The organism is Pseudomonas sp. PA-5-4B (assembly GCF_021606215.1).
Lineage (GTDB): Bacteria > Pseudomonadota > Gammaproteobacteria > Pseudomonadales > Pseudomonadaceae > Aquipseudomonas > Aquipseudomonas edaphica.
Genome location: NZ_WKDB01000025.1, coordinates 1 through 15,469 on the forward strand (window position 1 = coordinate 1; position 15,469 = coordinate 15,469).

The following is a 15,469-nucleotide window of genomic DNA, read 5'->3' on the forward strand; positions in this document are numbered from 1 at the left end:
ATCGCCAAGCGTGCGTTCGATGCGATGATGACCATGACCAAGATCGACGTGGCCGCCATCGAAGCTACGATAGCTGGGCGTTGAACGCAACACAGACCAGTGTGGGAGCGGGCTTGCTCGCGAATGCAATCTTTCAGACAGGCAGATATTGACTGACCCACCGCTTTCGCGAGCAAGCCCGCTCCCACACCCGCCCGCAGTCTGGCATTCTTGCGGCCTCAGTCGTCGAACACGAGTCTCAGGCCCATGAACCATGGCGTAAAACTTGAACCGCGCACCATCCCGGTCCCAAGCTCGATCAGCGCCCCAGCCCAGGCGACACTCCAGCGCCTGGTCGGGGCTGATGGCGTGCCGTTGAACGCACTGCACAGCATGCCCGCGCCGCACGACCACGATGGCTGGCGCCAGCTGCAAGCCGTCGTCGACCAGAACTACACCAGCGCCAATGCCGGGCAGGCGGACGCCCTGCGCGCCAACCTGCACACCATCACAGTAGAAAGCGCCACCGTGCACGTGGCCACACCGCCGGGCCACACGCCCTTTGCCTACATCGATCTGCACGGCGGCGCACTGGTGTTCGGTGGCGGCGAAAACTGCCGTATTGCCGCCGGCAAGCAGGCCGACCTGCACAACCTGATGTGCTACGGCATTGATTACCGCATGCCGCCTGATCACCCTTACCCGGCGGCGCTGGATGACTGCGTGGCCACCTACCGCCATGTACTCAAGCACCATGCGCCTGAGCACATCGTGATTGGCGGCCGTTCGGCAGGCGGTAACCTGGCGGCGGCAATGGTCTTGCGCGCCCGTGACGAAGGGTTGCCAATGCCAGCGGCGCTGGTGCTGCTCTCGCCGGAGGTCGACCTGACCGAATCCGGCGACAGTTTCCACGTCAACCGAGGCGTCGACGTGGTTCTGCCCATGCCGCTGATGAGCACCAACCTGCTGTATGCCAATGGCGCGGATTTGTCCCACCCGTACCTGTCGCCCCTGTTTGGTGATTTGGCCGGCTTCCCGCCGACCTTCCTGCAAAGCGGTACACGGGATCTGTTCCTGTCCAACACCGTGCGCATGCACCGCGCCTTGCGCCAGGCGCAGGTGCCGGCGCTGCTGCATGTGTTCGAGGCCATGCCCCATGGCGGCTTCATGGGCGCACCGGAAGATGCGGAACTGGCAGCCGAGGTCGCCGCATTTGTGCGCGAGCACCTTCGGCGGAGTTGACATATTCAGTCACATCCCCTGAAGATGGAGATCTTATTCAGGGTGTGCCAGCGCATGTCAGCAACGTCTTTCGTTAACCTTTGTGCCATTGGCTTGATTGCCAAGGCGCAAGGTTGCGTGGCGCACGCCCTTAAATCGAAGAAACAGTCGCTCATGTGACCGGGGCGCGCTGTCCCGTCAGATGAGCTGACAGGACATTGAGCGCGGCGGCCCCTCCTCCTTCTGCACAATCCCTCTGCCCTTCTGACGGTGACTTTAGCGGTCAACCATCAGGAGAAAGTGCATGTCATCGTTTCAAGGTATCTGGGTTCCCATAGTCACGCCGTTTCAGGATGGCGCCATCGACTTTATCGGCCTGCACCGGCTGGTCGGTCACCTGCTGGAAAAACACGTCGCCGGGATCATGGTCTGCACCACCACGGGCGAAGCCGCGTCGTTGAGCCGTCAGGAGCAGCTCGCCGTGCTCGATGCCGTGCTGCAATGGGTGCCCGCGCAGCAGGTGGTGATGGGCCTGGCGGGCAACAACCAGATAGAACTGCTGCACTTTCAAAGCGAAATTCTCCAGCGCCCGGTAGCCGGTCTGCTGGTGCCCGCGCCCAGCTATATCCGCCCTTCCCAGGCTGGCCTTCAGGCGTTTTTCCGCACGGTGGCGGATGCCTCCAGCGTGCCGATTGTGCTCTACGACATACCCTACCGCACCGGCGTGACCTTTGAGCAGGCCACGTTGTTGAGCATCGTCAAACACCCGCGAATCAGCGCGATCAAAGATTGTGGCGGCAACCTGGCCAATACCCTGGCGTTGCTGGCCAGTGGTGACGTGAATGTGTTGTGCGGCGAAGACGTCCAGATTTTTAACGCGCTGTGCCTGGGCGCCAGTGGCGCGATTGCGGCCTCGGCGCATCTGCATACCGAGACCTTTGTGGCGCTGTGCCAGCAAGTGCGCGATAACCAATTGGCCGAGGCCAGGGCGACGTTTTTCACGTTATTGCCACTGATCAACACGATGTTCATGGAGCCCAACCCGGCACCGGTGAAGGCTGGGTTGGCGTTGCAGGGCTTGATCGGCAGCGAACTGCGCGCGCCGATGCAAGCTGCCAGTGCGCGCGTACAACAGGCGTTGGGCGCGCTGCTGTAAACGCCCTGTCGGGTTCATGCGCCAAAAAAAGACATCCAACGGACCGCCCGGTTGCGACCGGCGCGATCCCGGCCTATGTTCCAAGGCACGCCTTTACTTTGCTGCACCACCTCTGTCTGCTCGCAACCAAGGTGAATTCATGCCCAGCCTCCCACGTCCCGCCGTGCTCGAACTGATCGGCAACACGCCGCTGGTCAAGGTCAGCCGTTTCGATACTGGCCCTTGCACGCTGTTTCTCAAGTTGGAATCGCAAAACCCCGGTGGCTCGATCAAGGACCGTATCGGCCTGGCCATGATCGACGCCGCCGAACGTGACGGCCGCCTGCAACCGGGCGGCACCATTATCGAAGCCACCGCCGGCAACACCGGCCTGGGCCTGGCGCTGGTCGGCCGGGCCAAAGGCTACCGTGTGGTGCTGGTGGTGCCCGACAAGATGTCGACTGAAAAGGTCTTGCACCTCAAGGCCATGGGCGCCGAAGTACACATCACCCGTTCCGATGTCGGCAAGGGCCATCCCGAGTACTACCAGGATGTGGCCGCTCGCCTGGCCAAAGACATTCCCGGTTCATTCTTCGCCGACCAGTTCAACAACCCCGCCAACCCGCTGGCCCACGAAACCAGCACCGCCCCGGAAATCTGGGCGCAAACCCAGCATGATCTGGACGCGATTGTGGTCGGTGTCGGCTCGGCCGGCACCCTCACCGGGCTTACGCGCTTCTTCAAACGCGTGCAGCCCGAACTGGAAATGGTGCTGGCCGACCCGGTGGGCTCGGTGATGGCCGAATACAGCCGCAGCGGGAAAATGGAAACGCCCGGCTCCTGGGCCGTGGAAGGCATCGGCGAAGACTTTATCCCCTCGATTGCCGACCTCTCCAGTGTGCGCCATGCCTACTCCATCAGCGATGAAGAAAGCTTCGACCACGCCCGTCAGTTACTCAAGGCCGAAGGCATCCTCGGCGGCTCATCCACCGGCACCCTGCTTGCCGCCGCACTGCGTTACTGCCGCGAACAAACCGAGCCAAAACGTGTGGTCACCTTCGTCTGCGACACCGGTACGCGCTACTTGTCCAAGGTCTACAACGACCAGTGGATGAACGACGCGGGCCTGTTGCAATACAAACACTACGGCGACCTGCGCGACCTGATCGCGCGGCGCTTCGAAGACGGCCGGGTGATCAGCGTGAGCCCCGACGACAGCTTGCTCACCGCCTTCCAGCGCATGCGCCTGGCGGATGTCTCGCAACTGCCGGTGCTGGTGGATGGGCGTGAATTGGTCGGCGTCATCGACGAATCCGACATCCTGCTGGGCCTGCATCAGGACGCCACACACTTTTCCATGGTGGTGGCAGACGCCATGAGCAAAACCTTGCAAACCCTGGCCCCCAGCGCCAGCCTGGCCCAATTGCAGGCGGAACTGGATCGCGGCCTGGTCGCGATTATTGCCGACACATCCGGCTTCCATGGCCTGATCACCCGCGTCGACCTGCTTAACCACCTACGGAGATCCCTTGCATGAGCCTGCCCGATAAAAGCGCGTTTGCCACCCGTGTGATCCACGCCGGGCAATCCCCCGACCCAACCACGGGCGCGCTGATGCCGCCGATCTACGCCAACTCCACCTATTTGCAGGACAGCCCCGGCGTGCACAAGGGGTTTGATTACGGGCGCTCCCACAACCCCACGCGGTTTGCCCTGGAGCGCTGCGTGGCCGACCTGGAGGGCGGCAGTGCGGCGTTTGCGTTTGCTTCGGGGTTGGCGGCGATTTCCACTGTGCTGGAACTGCTGGATGCCGGTGCGCATATTGTCTCCGGCAACGACCTGTATGGCGGCACGTTCCGGCTGTTCGACAAGGTGCGTCAACGCAGTGCCGGGCACCGTTTCAGCTTTGTCGATTTAAGCGACCTGTCGGCCTTTGAAGCCTCACTGCAGAGCGACACACGCATGGTCTGGGTCGAGACCCCGAGCAACCCGCTGCTGAGCCTCACCGACCTCAGCGCCATTGCGCGCATCTGTCGCAATCGCGGCATCATCTGCGTGGCCGATAACACCTTCGCCAGCCCATGGATCCAGCGCCCACTGGAGCTGGGCTTCGACATCGTGGTGCACTCCACCACCAAATACCTCAACGGCCACTCCGACGTGATCGGCGGTATCGCCATCGTCGGCCACAACCCGGAACTCGCCGAGCGCCTGGGCTTTTTGCAAAACTCGGTCGGCGCGATTGCCGGCCCGTTCGATGCGTTCCTGACCCTGCGCGGGGTAAAAACCCTGGCACTGCGCATGGAGCGCCATTGCAGCAACGCACTGGACCTGGCCACCTGGCTGGAACAGCAGCCGCAAGTGTCGCGGGTGTACTACCCAGGCCTGGCCTCGCACCCGCAGCACGCACTGGCGCGCAAGCAGATGCGTGGGTTTGGCGGGATGATTTCGGTGGATTTGAACAGTGATCTGGCGGGTGCCACACGTTTTCTGGAAAACGTGAAAATTTTCGCGTTGGCCGAAAGCCTCGGCGGCGTGGAAAGCCTGATCGAACACCCGGCGATCATGACCCATGCAAGCATTCCTGCGGCGACGCGGGCGCAGTTGGGGATCGGCGATGGGTTGGTGCGGTTGTCGGTGGGGGTTGAGGATGTGGAAGATTTGAGAGCCGATCTGGCTCAGGCGCTGGCCCTGATCTAGACGCCTGTGGGAGCTGGCTTGCCTGCGATACAGACACCTCGGTGTATCAGTTGCACCGCGGTGATCCTATCGCAGGCAAGCCAGCTCCCACACAAGCCAGCTTTCACAAGGGGGATTGTGTCAGGCTGAAGTGACGTTGGCCCGCGCCGAATGCAGTTTTTTATAGCTCTCGATCAAGCGCAAATGCCGATCCAGGCCTTCCAGCTTCATGCTGGTCGGGGTCAAGCCATAAAACCGCACACTGCCATCGACCGAACCCATCACCGCATCCATCCGCTCTTGACCGAACATTCGGCGGAAGTTGGCCTCGTAATCGGCGAGGTCCAGGTCGTCGTCCAACTGCATCTCCAACACTGCGTTCACGGCCTGGTAGAACAGGCCGCGTTCAGCGGTGTTGTCGTTGTATTGCAGGAACATCTCCACGCACTCCTTGGCCTCCTCATATTGCTGCAAGGCCAGGAAGATCAGCAGTTTCAACTCCAGGATGGTCAACTGGCCCCACGTCGTGTTGTCGTCGAACTCAATGCCGATCAAGGTGGTGATGTCGGTGTAATCGTCCAGCTCGCTTTCGATCAGACGCTCGACCAACGCCTGCAGCGCCTCCTCGTCAAGGCTGTGCAGGTTGAGGATATCGGCACGGAAAAACAGCGCCTTGTTGGTGTTGTCCCAGATCAGGTCGTCCACCGGGTAGATTTCCGAGTAGTCCGGCACCAGGATCCGGCAAGCCGTGGCGCCGAGGTGTTCGTACACCGCCATATAGGACTCTTTGCCCATGCCTTCGAGAATGCCGAACAGGGTGGCGGCTTCTTCGGCGTTGGAATTTTCACCTTCGCCCGAGAAGTCCCACTCGACGAACTCATAGTCCGACTGCGCACTGAAGAAGCGCCACGACACCACGCCGCTTGAGTCAATAAAGTGCTCGACAAAGTTGTTCGGCTCGGTCACCGCCTGCCCTTCAAAGGTCGGCTGCGGCAGGTCATTCAAACCTTCAAAACTGCGGCCTTGGAGCAGTTCGGTGAGGCTGCGTTCCAGCGCCACTTCCATGCTTGGGTGTGCGCCGAACGAGGCGAATACGCCGCCGGTGCGCGGGTTCATCAGGGTGACGCACATCACCGGGAACTCGCCGCCCAGGGATGCGTCCTTGACCAGCACCGGGAAGCCCTGGGCTTCCAGGCCTTCGATACCCGCGACAATGCCGGGGTATTTGGCCAGCACTTCTGCGGGCACGTCCGGCAAGGCGAACTCGCCTTCGATGATTTCGCGCTTCACGGCGCGCTCGAAGATCTCCGACAGGCACTGCACCTGGGCTTCAGCCAAGGTATTGCCCGCGCTCATGCCGTTGCTGAGGTAGAGGTTTTCGATCAGGTTGGACGGGAAATACACCACTTCGCCGTCGGACTGGCGCACGAACGGCAGCGCAACAATCCCGCGTTCTTCATTGCCCGAGTTGGTGTCGAACAGGTGCGAGCCACGCAGCTCGCCCTCACGGTTGTAGACCTTCAGGCAGTAGGCATCGAGGATTTCACTCGGCAGCTCGTCCTTGGGCCCAGGCTGGAACCAGCGTTCGTCCGGGTAATGCACGAACGGCGCGTTGGCCAGCTCCTCACCCCAGAACTGGTCGTTGTAGAAGAAGTTGCAGTTCAGCCGCTCGATAAACTCGCCCAGGGCAGACGCCAATGCGCCTTCCTTGGTTGCGCCCTTGCCGTTGGTGAAACACATCGGCGAGTGTGCGTCGCGGATATGCAACGACCACACGTTGGGCACGATATTGCGCCACGAGGCGATTTCAATCTTCATGCCCAGGCCGGCGAGAATGCCGGACATATTGGCGATGGTCTGCTCCAGCGGCAGGTCCTTGCCGGCGATGTAGGTGCCCGCCTCGGAGGTGGAATTGGGCATCAACAATGCCTGCGCATCCGCGTCGAGGTTTTCCACTTCCTCGATCACAAATTCCGGCCCGGCCTGCACGACTTTCTTCACGGTGCAGCGGTCGATGGAACGCAGGATGCCCTGGCGGTCCTTGTCGGAGATGTCCGCTGGCAACTCGACCTGGATCTTGAAGATCTGGTTGTAGCGGTTTTCCGGATCAACGATGTTGTTCTGTGACAGGCGAATATTCTCGGTGGGAATATTGCGTGTTGCGCAGTACAGCTTCACAAAGTACGCCGCGCACAACGCCGACGAAGCCAGGAAGTAATCGAACGGACCCGGGGCCGAACCGTCGCCTTTGTAGCGAATCGGCTGGTCGGCAATCACCGTGAAGTCATCGAACTTGGCTTCAAGCCGAAGGTTGTCGAGAAAGTTGACCTTAATTTCCATGCGGGCACACCAGAATAACGAGCTAAACAAATTGGCCGCCATTATGAAGATTTTCGCCGGGAAGTCTCAGGGTTTTGCGAATCGGCTGCCGATCGGTGCTAACGTCCACCCACCACACTTTGAGCCATCGGCCCATGTCCATTACCGATAACCTCCTCGCCTTTACCTTCGCCGCCACCCTGCTCACGCTCACGCCGGGGCTGGATACCGCGCTGGTGCTACGCACCGCCACAGTCGAAGGCAAACGCCAGGCGCTGCACGCCACCTTCGGCATCAACGCCGGTTGCTTGCTGTGGGGCGCGGCCGTGGCGTTTGGCCTGGGCGCTTTGATTGCAGTGTCGGAGCTGGCGTACAACCTGCTCAAATATTGCGGCGCGGCTTATCTCGCGTGGCTGGGCCTGAACATGTTGGTGCGCCCACGCCGCTCACTGTCACCCGCCAAAGCCGAGGGCAAACCGGGCGGCAACTGGTTCCTCAAGGGCATGTTGGGCAATGTGCTGAATCCCAAAGTGGGCATCTTCTACGTGTCCTTCCTGCCGCAATTCATCCCCCAAGGCCAGCCGCTGATTGCCTGGACCTTTGGCCTGGTCAGCATTCATGTGCTGCTGGGCCTGCTGTGGTCACTGCTGCTGATTGGCGCCACCCGGCCGCTGTCCGGTTTCCTGCGCAGGGAAAAGGTGATCCGGTGGATGGACCGCACCACCGGCATGATCTTCGTGTTGTTCGCCGCGCGCTTGGCATTGAGCAAGCGCTGAACCTTAGCCGAGGCGGATCGACAGTTCGATATCATCGGCAAACGGCACCGACAGATAGCCGTTCCCAGGTTCGCGCACGTGCGCCAGGTATTCAGGGCAGTAGTTGGTGTTGTCAGCCACCACCAGCGCGCCCGGCCGCAGGTGCTTCTCTACCAGGTTCAACACATCGCCATACAGCGACTTGGCGCCATCGAGCAGCAGCAGGTCGACCGTTTGCGGCAGGTTTGCAGCCAATGAGACCAGCGCGTCGCCTTCGCGCACCTCGATCAGGTCGCTGACGCCGCCTTCGATGAAATGTTCGCGCGCCAGGGCAATCTTTGACGGTTCGAATTCGCTGCCGATCAACACGCCGCCGCCGTTGTCGCGCAGTGCGGCAGCCAGGAACAAGGTGGACAACCCGAACGAGGTGCCGAACTCGACAATAGCTTTTGCATGGCTGCTGCGGGCCAGCATATAGAGCAGGTTGCCGGTGTCACGCGAGACGGGCAGCCACAGATCCTTGAGCATCGTGTAAAGCTCAAGGTACTCGGTTTTGCTGTGCATCAGGCGGTTGCGCTCTTGCGGCGACACAGTGTCGATGAGCGGGCTGGTCGCCGCATTGGCTTGGGCGTAGAGGCGTTCGATCAGGGCTGCAAGAGGCGCGGTGGTCAGGGTGGTCATGATTGATTTCCGTCGAAGGGGGACTAAGATGCGATTAATTCGTCGCATTAAAAGTATGCGAGTGATTCATCGCCTTCGCTATTCGCGTTCGCCCAGCGCTCGGAGCCCGAAATGACCACCCGCCAGACTCCCCGTATTGCCTCGCGCAAACAGCCACAACAGGCACGCTCGACCGAGTTGGTGGCGGCGATTCTCGAAGCCGCTATTCAGGTTTTGGCCAAGGAAGGCGCTACGCGTTTCACCACCGCGCGGGTCGCGGAAAAAGCCGGCGTGAGTGTCGGCTCGGTGTATCAATATTTCCCCAACAAGGCCGCGATCCTGTTTCGGCTGCAAAGTGATGAATGGCAGCAGACCACCCAAATGCTGCGCGACATCCTCGAACAAACCGAAATAGCACCGCTGACCCGCCTGCGTACCTTGGTGCATGCATTTATCCATTCCGAGTGCGAGGAGGCGCTGATGCGCGGTGCGCTGCACGACGCGGCGCCGCTGTACCGCGATGCGCCGGAAGCGGAGCAAGTGCGCGCGGCCGGCCGGCAAGCCTTTGAGACATTCATGCATGAGTTGCTGCCCGAGGTGCCCGACGCAACCCGCGCACTGGCGTGTGACCTGATCCGCAGCACGCTGGGTTGCGTGGGCAAGGACTTTTCCTTCAGCCCGCGCACCGCTGCCGAAATCGAGGTGTATGCCGATGGCATGGCCGCTATGTTCAGTGCTTATGTGAATACACTCAATCGGCCCTGATTGCTTACGAAGCCGTAGCGGAAGGTTCACACGGCGATTGAAGGCACCAGCGCTCGATGGGAGTATCGGCGACTGTGGGAGCTGGCTTGCCTGCGATGGCGATGGGTCAGTCACCGATGTATGCACGGATAGACCGCTATCGCAGGCAAGCCAGCTCCCACTTTGGATCGATGTGCATCGTGCAAATGAGCTTCGAACAATAGACCTGTTTAAGCACGCCCAATCGCTGCTATGTTTCGCGCCTGATCCAGCTAAAGGATGTGCCATGGAACCGCTAGCCACAAACGCCGCGTTGTTGATCATCGACATGCAGCAAGGCATGAATGACCCCACGCTGGGGCGCCGCAATAACCCCGACGCCGAGGTGCAGATACAGCACCTGCAGCGTGCATGGCGGCAGTCCAATCGCCCCGTGGTGCATGTGCGGCACATGTCCCGCAGCGAAGGCTCGGTGTTTTGGCCGGGCCAACCGGGCTGTGAGTTCCAGCCGGCACTGGCACCGCTCAAGCATGAGCATGTGGTGGAAAAAAACGTCCCGGATGCGTTCGCCGCCACCGGCCTGGAGCGTTGGCTGCATGTGCGTGGGATCCGGCAATTGGTGATCGTTGGGGTGATCACCAACAACTCTGTCGAGTCTACGGCGCGCTCCGGCGGCAACCTGGGTTTTGAGGTAACAGTGGCGGCGGACGCCTGCTACACCTTTGATCAAGCCGATTTATCGGGCCGCCTCTGGCCTGCCGAGGATGTGCATGCACTGTCGCTCAGCAACCTGGCGATGGATTACGCCAGGGTCACAGCCACTGCCGATATCCTGGCCATGCTTTAAAAAACGCCTGCTTGCGCGAGCATGTCGATAAGCCCTTCTGGCCATACCGTGTCTGCCGTCGAATGCAGCGCCTCGGTGGACCACCAATGGTGATCCGCCATGACCTGGGCTTCTTGCACTGTCCATTCGTCTCGCGACAGGTGCTCGTTTTGCGCCTGCACAACAAAGTACTGCTCAATGGCCAACACCGTTTCACCACTGGGTAGCATCAGCTCAAATCGGCGATCTGCTACCGGCGCTTGTACGTCACTGACCACAATGCCGGTCTCTTCGCGCAGCTCACGGATCGCAGCGGTGTGAAAGGTTTCCCCGGCTTCAACACCGCCGCCGGGCGTCGCCCAGTAATTCCTGCCGGCCAGTGCCCCGTCCTTGTGGACGAACCGGAACAGCAGCACTTTTCGAGCCGGGCTGATCACCAAAAGGCGTGCCGCCTTGCGCTCACGCATTGTCTCTCTTCCTTTCACCAAGCCGCTCTACCAGTCTTACCAGATAACCATCCGGGTCCTGTACCAGAAACTCGCGCTGCCCAACCTCGACCTCGCCTGCCCGGTACCACACGTCTTTGCAGGCCTTGAACACGGGATAGGCCGCCCTCTCCAGCCGTTGAATAACCGGATGTACCGCCACGACATCAATTTGCAGGTTCATGCCGCGCCCGAATGGCCTTTCCAACGCCCCCGTGAGCCATTGACTGGCGAGTGGGTCGACTTGTTCAAGCATCACCTGGGCTCCGTCCAGGTCAAGATACGCGAAGCCGTCTTCCAGGCGCTGATAAGCCACCGTGAACCCCAGACAACCGACCCAGAACTCAAGGCTGCGGTTCAGGTCGGTCACCATCAATTCCGGGACCAGATTATTTCTATGCATCGCCCATCACCGCCCAACCTGAGGCCATGCGGCAGATGACTTTATCGTTGGCACCGCTGCGGGCCAGTGCGACACGTTCCGTGATCAGTGGCATGCATCATCCTTAATGAAAAAATATCGATGGCATCTTAACGGTGAAAACACCTCGGGGCTCAACACTTTCAACCTGGCGGGCCCCATGCTTGGGCATGGTTAAATTTTCAGGACAAAAACATTTTTTGTTGTACACAAAATAAAGCTAAAGATTTATAACCCTCGGGCCGAGACAGTCAGTGATATCAAATCGCCTCTTCGCCCAGTGGTCGTCTCGATGAAAATAAAAAACAAGCTCGTTCTCGCGTTCGTCTCTGTCGCCTTTATCCCGGTTAGCCTGGTTGCAGTTATCTCCGTCATGAACACGCGGACTCAGGCGGTCGATCAGTTTATTGATGGCAGCACCCGCGAAATACGTCAGATCGATGGCAATATCCGGCAATTCTTCGACGGCACCTTGCAGAACGTCGATCAAATGTCCGCTGATCCTGTATACACTTCAGTGAACACTCTAAAAGATTATCAGCCTGCAAACGCCGCGAGTCAGCCAATGCCCGCCCAGGCGCAGCAGGTAATCGACCAGTTTGCCCGTTTTGGCGCCACCCACCCTTCCGCTGCGATTCTGTCCATTGGCCTCGAAGACGGCACCTACGCCAAATGGCCCGATGACCCACAACTGGCCAAATACGACCCGCGCACCCGTCCCTGGTACAAGGCTGCCATGGCCAGCCCCAACAAGACCGTGCGCACACCCGCTTACTACTATGACAAGGATGATGTGGCGCTGGTGGGCACCGCACGTGCTCTGCTCGACAGCAGCGGCAAGGCCAAGGGGGTGTTCGTGGTCAGCGTGTCGCTGAAGAACCTCACCGAATTGCTCAAAAGCATCAAGCTGGGTGAAAGCGGCTACGTGATGTTGATCGAAGACGGCGTGGTGCTGGTCGACCCGCGCAACGCCGCGCACAACTTCAAGCCGCTCAAGGACCTCGGCGCGCCGTATGCGCACTTGGCCGAGACGCCCCAGGGCTCAACCGAGGTGGTCATCGACGGCGTGCGCTACATGGCCAACGTGTGGACCTCACCGGGCCTGGGCTGGCGGTATGTGGGGCTGATCGAATACAACGAAGTCATGGCGGCGGCGACGCGCATGACCTACCTGACCACGGCAATCGTGGCCGTGCTGGTGCTGATCTTCGGGCTGATCGCCGCGGCGTTTTCCAAGGTGATCGTCAAACCGATCGGCCAGGTCAGCACCGGCTTGCAGTCCATCGCCCAGGGTGAAGGCGATTTGCGCCATGAGCTGCAAGTACAGGGCAAGGATGAAACTGCCGAGCTGGCGGGCTGGTTCAATAAATTCCTCGCCGCAATCCGTCAACTGATCCAGCATATTGGCGCGGCCTCCACCAATCTTCAGGACGCGTCACGGGTCAACAGTGAAGTGGCACATAACATGAACGAAGCCGCCGGGCGCCAGCGTGAAGCGGTGGAATTGGTGTCTACCGCGTTCAATGAAATGGTCGCCACCGCCAACGAAGTCGCACGCTCGTGCAGCGGCGCGGCGGAGTCGGCCGAGAACGGCCATCGCCGTGTGGCCGAAGGCAAACAGCAGATCGAAGTCACCACCGATAACGTCAACCGCCTGGGCCGCCGCCTGACCGAGTCATCCCAGGCCATGGTCGAGCTGGAAGCCGGCAGCCGCAGCATCAACCAGATCCTCGGCACTATTCGCGCCATCGCCGAGCAGACCAACCTGCTGGCCCTCAACGCCGCCATCGAAGCCGCCCGCGCCGGTGATCAGGGCCGTGGTTTTGCCGTGGTGGCCGATGAAGTGCGCGCGCTGGCCAAGCGCACCTCCGACTCCACCGGCGAGATCGAGCAGTTGCTCGGCACCCTCGGCAGCAAGACCGAAGAAGTCACCCAGAAGATGAGCAGTTGCCTGGACCTGTCCCGCGCCAGCGTGTCGTCCATCGAAAACGCGCGGGACAGTTTCGAGGGCATCCAGTTGTCGGTAAACGAGATCCGCGACCAGAACCTGCAGATTTCCGCCGCCGCCGAGGAACAACACAGCGTGGCCGAAGAAATCAACCGCCATATCCAGCAGATCTATGACGAGGCAAGGTTGGTGGAGAGCCTGGCCAATGCTGCGCAGGATGATTCGGGGCGGTTATCGAGCCTGTCGCAGGAGCTGAATGGCTTGGTGGGGCGTTTTAAATCCTGATGTGCGCAGCGTAGGTAAAGTGAGCCTGAGTGCCAAATTACCTATCTATACCTGCTGTCTATACCTGCTGTGAAACCATCCACTCGATAAAGGTTTGCAGTCGCACGCTGAAGGGCTCGCCCACGGCACTCGGGTTTCGCGCCTCGAACAGGAAATACGCGATCTGGATGCGCATCGCGGGGTGATGCTGTACGAACAAGGCAACGTGCTCTTCGAGGGTGTACGGCCAGGGCGCGTCGGGGCCGCGCAATATGTTAGTCGCTCGAATCAGCTTGCGAGCCGCTTCGCGTTGCAGCCGCAGGCGCTCGGTTGGGGTATTGGCCTGATGGATGAGGTTGAGATAGCCGCTCAACACGGATTCAAAATCACCATTCAACGCCAGGGCGATTTCGCGCGAAGGCTGGAAGCGTTCAAAGCGCAGCGAAAGATCCTCGCCCCACACACAACGGCAATGATGCTTGAGCCAGAAACCCCATTTATTTGCGTTTTCGGGCGCCAGCACTTCGGCGCGGTGGCCGATATCGAAATCGATCTTGGTGACCGCCGGGTGGCGTTGCTCCAGCGCCTGGCGCAGCGTTTCCAAGTGTGCCAATACCTGTGCATCCGGCGGTTCGAGCAGAATCAGGCTAAGGTCCAGGTCCGACTCACCTGGGCGGGCTTCGCCCCTGGCGACACTGCCATACACATAAATGCCGTCCAGCCCGGACTGGGAGAGGCTGGCGATAACATCCGCCAGCAGCGGCTCAAACTCAGGCTGGAAGGCGGCATTGCCCAGCGTCAGCACACAGCCCTGGGCATCCACACCGGTCACCGTACTCATGGGTGATGCACCTCGATCACCAGGCCTTCCGCCTCACTCGGCACACAGAAATGGCGGGTGATCAGGTCAAACTCGGCGTCGGTGGCGGCGAAATCATGCTCGCCCTGGGCATTGCGCGCCTGTAAACGGCTGCGGCAGGTGGCGTCATCCAGCTCCAGATAGTGCAGGCAGTGCGGCGCTTGCGCAGCCTGGGCCAAGCTCAGCAGCCACTCGCGATTAGCCAGCGTATTGGCCGGGAAGTCCAACACAACGCTGATGCCCGATCGCAGCACGTTGATCACCAACGGCCCGAGCACACCTCGAATACGCTGGGCGCAGCTCACGTAATCGGCAATCGAGAGGACTTCACCGGGGTAAAGGGTGGCGAGCCAATGGTCTTCGCTCAACAGGATGGCGGCGTGTTCAGCGGCCAAAGTGTTGGCCAGGGTGGATTTGCCGGAGGCGATCTTGCCGCACAGCAGGTGCAGGGTTGGCATGGACACGGTTCCTTTTGTCAGGCCCTGAAGCATGCCAGTTTTCAGGGCTCTGCATAATGAGAACCTATTCTGTAACAGTGAATGGGCACCCTGGTTTCGACAAATTAACGACAAGGGATGGTTATGATTCGTGATGCATTGCCCAAGGACGCCAAGCACATCGCTCAGGTGCATGTGAGCAGTTGGCAACAGGCTTATGTAGACCTGATGCCAGCAGATTTTCTGGCCTCGCTGAGCACAACACTGCCGCAGAAAGAGGCTAACTGGGCGCGCTTGATTGAAAGCCAAGACGCTGGCGTATTAGTCGCCGAAGTGGATGGCAACGTTATCGGCTGGCTGTCGCTGGGCCTTTGCCGGGATACGGACACGCCCGAGGTCGCATCGGGAGAGGTCATGGCTATCTACGTGTTGGCGGACTACTGGGGTCACGGCATCGGCGCGCAATTGTGGCAGGCGGGTTTCCAACGTTTGGTTGAACAGGGTTATAAACGCATTTCCTTATGGGTTTTAGCCGCCAACCAAAGAGCCGTACGTTTCTATACACGCTTTGGCGGCACTGAAGACCCGGGTAGCCGTCGCACGCTGGTGCGCGGTGGCGTGACGCTGGAAGAGGTGCGCTATGTGTGGACCCGTTAAAGCCCTGTCAAACCCTGAAATAATATTTCGACACGAATTGCGCTGAACTATCCGCCAGGCTCTACGCTCCTTCCCTATGC

The 15,469-nt window shown here is 60.3% G+C and carries 16 protein-coding genes and 2 pseudogenes; 11 read left to right on the forward strand and 7 right to left on the reverse strand.

The window, feature by feature from the left end; translation table 11 throughout:
* The 5 genes and pseudogenes from GIW28_RS30660 to GIW28_RS14275 all read left to right on the forward strand — a co-directional run.
* Nucleotides 1–84 (forward strand): annotated as a pseudogene (locus GIW28_RS30660) (VOC family protein); the annotation flags it as partial.
* 162 nt (nucleotides 85–246) lie between these two features.
* Entirely contained in the window at nucleotides 247–1,221 is a 975-nt protein-coding gene (locus GIW28_RS14260) for an alpha/beta hydrolase (RefSeq protein WP_236448137.1), read from the forward strand.
* 283 nt (nucleotides 1,222–1,504) lie between these two features.
* Nucleotides 1,505–2,356, forward strand: coding sequence for a 4-hydroxy-tetrahydrodipicolinate synthase (gene dapA, locus GIW28_RS14265; protein ID WP_236448138.1), 852 nt, complete (start codon nucleotides 1,505–1,507; stop codon nucleotides 2,354–2,356).
* A 139-nt stretch (nucleotides 2,357–2,495) separates the two neighbouring features.
* Nucleotides 2,496–3,872 carry a pyridoxal-phosphate dependent enzyme gene (locus tag GIW28_RS14270; protein WP_017138937.1) on the forward strand — a complete coding sequence of 459 codons (1,377 nt, stop codon included), beginning with the start codon at nucleotides 2,496–2,498 and terminating at the stop codon, nucleotides 3,870–3,872.
* Nucleotides 3,869–5,035, forward strand: coding sequence for a cystathionine gamma-synthase (locus GIW28_RS14275; protein ID WP_236447659.1), 1,167 nt, complete (start codon nucleotides 3,869–3,871; stop codon nucleotides 5,033–5,035). The genes GIW28_RS14270 and GIW28_RS14275 overlap by 4 nt, the downstream gene beginning before the upstream one ends.
* 120 nt (nucleotides 5,036–5,155) lie before the next feature.
* On the opposite strand, the gene GIW28_RS14280 is transcribed toward GIW28_RS14275, so the two are convergent.
* Nucleotides 5,156–7,354 carry an OsmC domain/YcaO domain-containing protein gene (locus GIW28_RS14280; RefSeq protein WP_236447658.1) on the reverse strand — a complete coding sequence of 733 codons (2,199 nt, stop codon included), beginning with the start codon at nucleotides 7,352–7,354 and terminating at the stop codon, nucleotides 5,156–5,158.
* Between the two features lie 134 nt (nucleotides 7,355–7,488).
* Between GIW28_RS14280 and GIW28_RS14285 the strand changes: the two genes are divergently transcribed.
* Nucleotides 7,489–8,109: a LysE family translocator gene (locus tag GIW28_RS14285; RefSeq protein ID WP_017138939.1), complete on the forward strand. Its 621-nt coding sequence runs from the start codon at nucleotides 7,489–7,491 to the stop codon at nucleotides 8,107–8,109.
* A 3-nt stretch (nucleotides 8,110–8,112) separates the two neighbouring features.
* Here the strand turns inward: GIW28_RS14285 and GIW28_RS14290 are convergent, their stop codons facing one another.
* Nucleotides 8,113–8,769 (reverse strand): O-methyltransferase, encoded by a 657-nt coding sequence (locus GIW28_RS14290; protein ID WP_017138940.1) that lies wholly within the window; start codon nucleotides 8,767–8,769, stop codon nucleotides 8,113–8,115.
* Between the two features lie 111 nt (nucleotides 8,770–8,880).
* On the opposite strand from GIW28_RS14290, the gene GIW28_RS14295 reads away from it, so the two are divergent.
* Together GIW28_RS14295 and GIW28_RS14300 are read left to right on the forward strand one after the other, a co-directional pair.
* Nucleotides 8,881–9,513 carry a TetR family transcriptional regulator gene (locus tag GIW28_RS14295; protein WP_017138941.1) on the forward strand — a complete coding sequence of 211 codons (633 nt, stop codon included), beginning with the start codon at nucleotides 8,881–8,883 and terminating at the stop codon, nucleotides 9,511–9,513.
* A 265-nt stretch (nucleotides 9,514–9,778) separates the two neighbouring features.
* Nucleotides 9,779–10,339: a cysteine hydrolase family protein gene (locus tag GIW28_RS14300; protein ID WP_017138942.1), complete on the forward strand. Its 561-nt coding sequence runs from the start codon at nucleotides 9,779–9,781 to the stop codon at nucleotides 10,337–10,339.
* Here GIW28_RS14300 and GIW28_RS14305 read toward each other — a convergent pair.
* From GIW28_RS14305 to GIW28_RS14315, 3 genes are all read right to left on the reverse strand, one after another.
* Nucleotides 10,336–10,785, reverse strand: coding sequence for an NUDIX hydrolase (locus tag GIW28_RS14305; protein ID WP_017138943.1), 450 nt, complete (start codon nucleotides 10,783–10,785; stop codon nucleotides 10,336–10,338). The genes GIW28_RS14300 and GIW28_RS14305 overlap by 4 nt on opposite strands.
* Nucleotides 10,778–11,206, reverse strand: a complete 429-nt coding sequence (locus tag GIW28_RS14310; RefSeq protein WP_017138944.1) for a bleomycin resistance protein — start codon at nucleotides 11,204–11,206, stop codon at nucleotides 10,778–10,780. Before GIW28_RS14310 ends, GIW28_RS14305 begins: the two co-directional genes overlap by 8 nt.
* 238 nt (nucleotides 11,207–11,444) lie before the next feature.
* Nucleotides 11,445–11,714, reverse strand: coding sequence for a hypothetical protein (locus GIW28_RS14315; RefSeq protein ID WP_236447661.1), 270 nt, complete (start codon nucleotides 11,712–11,714; stop codon nucleotides 11,445–11,447).
* Between GIW28_RS14315 and GIW28_RS30820 the strand changes: the two are divergent.
* Together GIW28_RS30820 and GIW28_RS30825 are read left to right on the forward strand one after the other, a co-directional pair.
* Nucleotides 11,715–12,602, forward strand: a pseudogene (locus GIW28_RS30820) (cache domain-containing protein); the annotation flags it as partial.
* Nucleotides 12,603–12,689: 87 nt separating this feature from the next.
* Entirely contained in the window at nucleotides 12,690–13,457 is a 768-nt protein-coding gene (locus GIW28_RS30825; protein ID WP_371919082.1) for a methyl-accepting chemotaxis protein, read from the forward strand.
* A gap of 58 nt (nucleotides 13,458–13,515) precedes the next feature.
* Here the strand turns inward: GIW28_RS30825 and GIW28_RS14325 are convergent, their stop codons facing one another.
* Nucleotides 13,516–14,277, reverse strand: coding sequence for a nucleotidyltransferase domain-containing protein (locus GIW28_RS14325; RefSeq protein ID WP_236447657.1), 762 nt, complete (start codon nucleotides 14,275–14,277; stop codon nucleotides 13,516–13,518).
* Nucleotides 14,274–14,753 carry an AAA family ATPase gene (locus GIW28_RS14330; RefSeq protein WP_236447656.1) on the reverse strand — a complete coding sequence of 160 codons (480 nt, stop codon included), beginning with the start codon at nucleotides 14,751–14,753 and terminating at the stop codon, nucleotides 14,274–14,276. Before GIW28_RS14330 ends, GIW28_RS14325 begins: the two co-directional genes overlap by 4 nt.
* 123 nt (nucleotides 14,754–14,876) lie before the next feature.
* On the opposite strand from GIW28_RS14330, the gene GIW28_RS14335 reads away from it, so the two are divergent.
* Nucleotides 14,877–15,389, forward strand: coding sequence for a GNAT family N-acetyltransferase (locus GIW28_RS14335; protein WP_017138949.1), 513 nt, complete (start codon nucleotides 14,877–14,879; stop codon nucleotides 15,387–15,389).
* The last annotated feature ends 80 nt before the right edge of the window (nucleotides 15,390–15,469 follow it).

What these genes read in the sequence shown, in the direction of transcription:
- GIW28_RS14295 (WP_017138941.1), top strand. Translation starts at nt 8,881, where the DNA reads ATGACCACCCGCCAGACTCCCCGTATTGCCTCGCGCAAACAGCCACAA.
- GIW28_RS14275 (WP_236447659.1), top strand. Translation starts at nt 3,869, where the DNA reads ATGAGCCTGCCCGATAAAAGCGCGTTTGCCACCCGTGTGATCCACGCC.
- GIW28_RS14325 (WP_236447657.1), bottom strand. Translation starts at nt 14,277, where the DNA reads ATGAGTACGGTGACCGGTGTGGATGCCCAGGGCTGTGTGCTGACGCTG.
- GIW28_RS14280 (WP_236447658.1), bottom strand. Translation starts at nt 7,354, where the DNA reads ATGGAAATTAAGGTCAACTTTCTCGACAACCTTCGGCTTGAAGCCAAG.
- GIW28_RS14335 (WP_017138949.1), top strand. Translation starts at nt 14,877, where the DNA reads ATGATTCGTGATGCATTGCCCAAGGACGCCAAGCACATCGCTCAGGTG.
- GIW28_RS14305 (WP_017138943.1), bottom strand. Translation starts at nt 10,785, where the DNA reads ATGCGTGAGCGCAAGGCGGCACGCCTTTTGGTGATCAGCCCGGCTCGA.
- GIW28_RS30825 (WP_371919082.1), top strand. Translation starts at nt 12,690, where the DNA reads ATGAACGAAGCCGCCGGGCGCCAGCGTGAAGCGGTGGAATTGGTGTCT.
- dapA (WP_236448138.1), top strand. Translation starts at nt 1,505, where the DNA reads ATGTCATCGTTTCAAGGTATCTGGGTTCCCATAGTCACGCCGTTTCAG.
- GIW28_RS14260 (WP_236448137.1), top strand. Translation starts at nt 247, where the DNA reads ATGAACCATGGCGTAAAACTTGAACCGCGCACCATCCCGGTCCCAAGC.
- GIW28_RS14290 (WP_017138940.1), bottom strand. Translation starts at nt 8,769, where the DNA reads ATGACCACCCTGACCACCGCGCCTCTTGCAGCCCTGATCGAACGCCTC.
- GIW28_RS14270 (WP_017138937.1), top strand. Translation starts at nt 2,496, where the DNA reads ATGCCCAGCCTCCCACGTCCCGCCGTGCTCGAACTGATCGGCAACACG.
- GIW28_RS14310 (WP_017138944.1), bottom strand. Translation starts at nt 11,206, where the DNA reads ATGCATAGAAATAATCTGGTCCCGGAATTGATGGTGACCGACCTGAAC.
- GIW28_RS14300 (WP_017138942.1), top strand. Translation starts at nt 9,779, where the DNA reads ATGGAACCGCTAGCCACAAACGCCGCGTTGTTGATCATCGACATGCAG.
- GIW28_RS14330 (WP_236447656.1), bottom strand. Translation starts at nt 14,753, where the DNA reads ATGCCAACCCTGCACCTGCTGTGCGGCAAGATCGCCTCCGGCAAATCC.
- GIW28_RS14285 (WP_017138939.1), top strand. Translation starts at nt 7,489, where the DNA reads ATGTCCATTACCGATAACCTCCTCGCCTTTACCTTCGCCGCCACCCTG.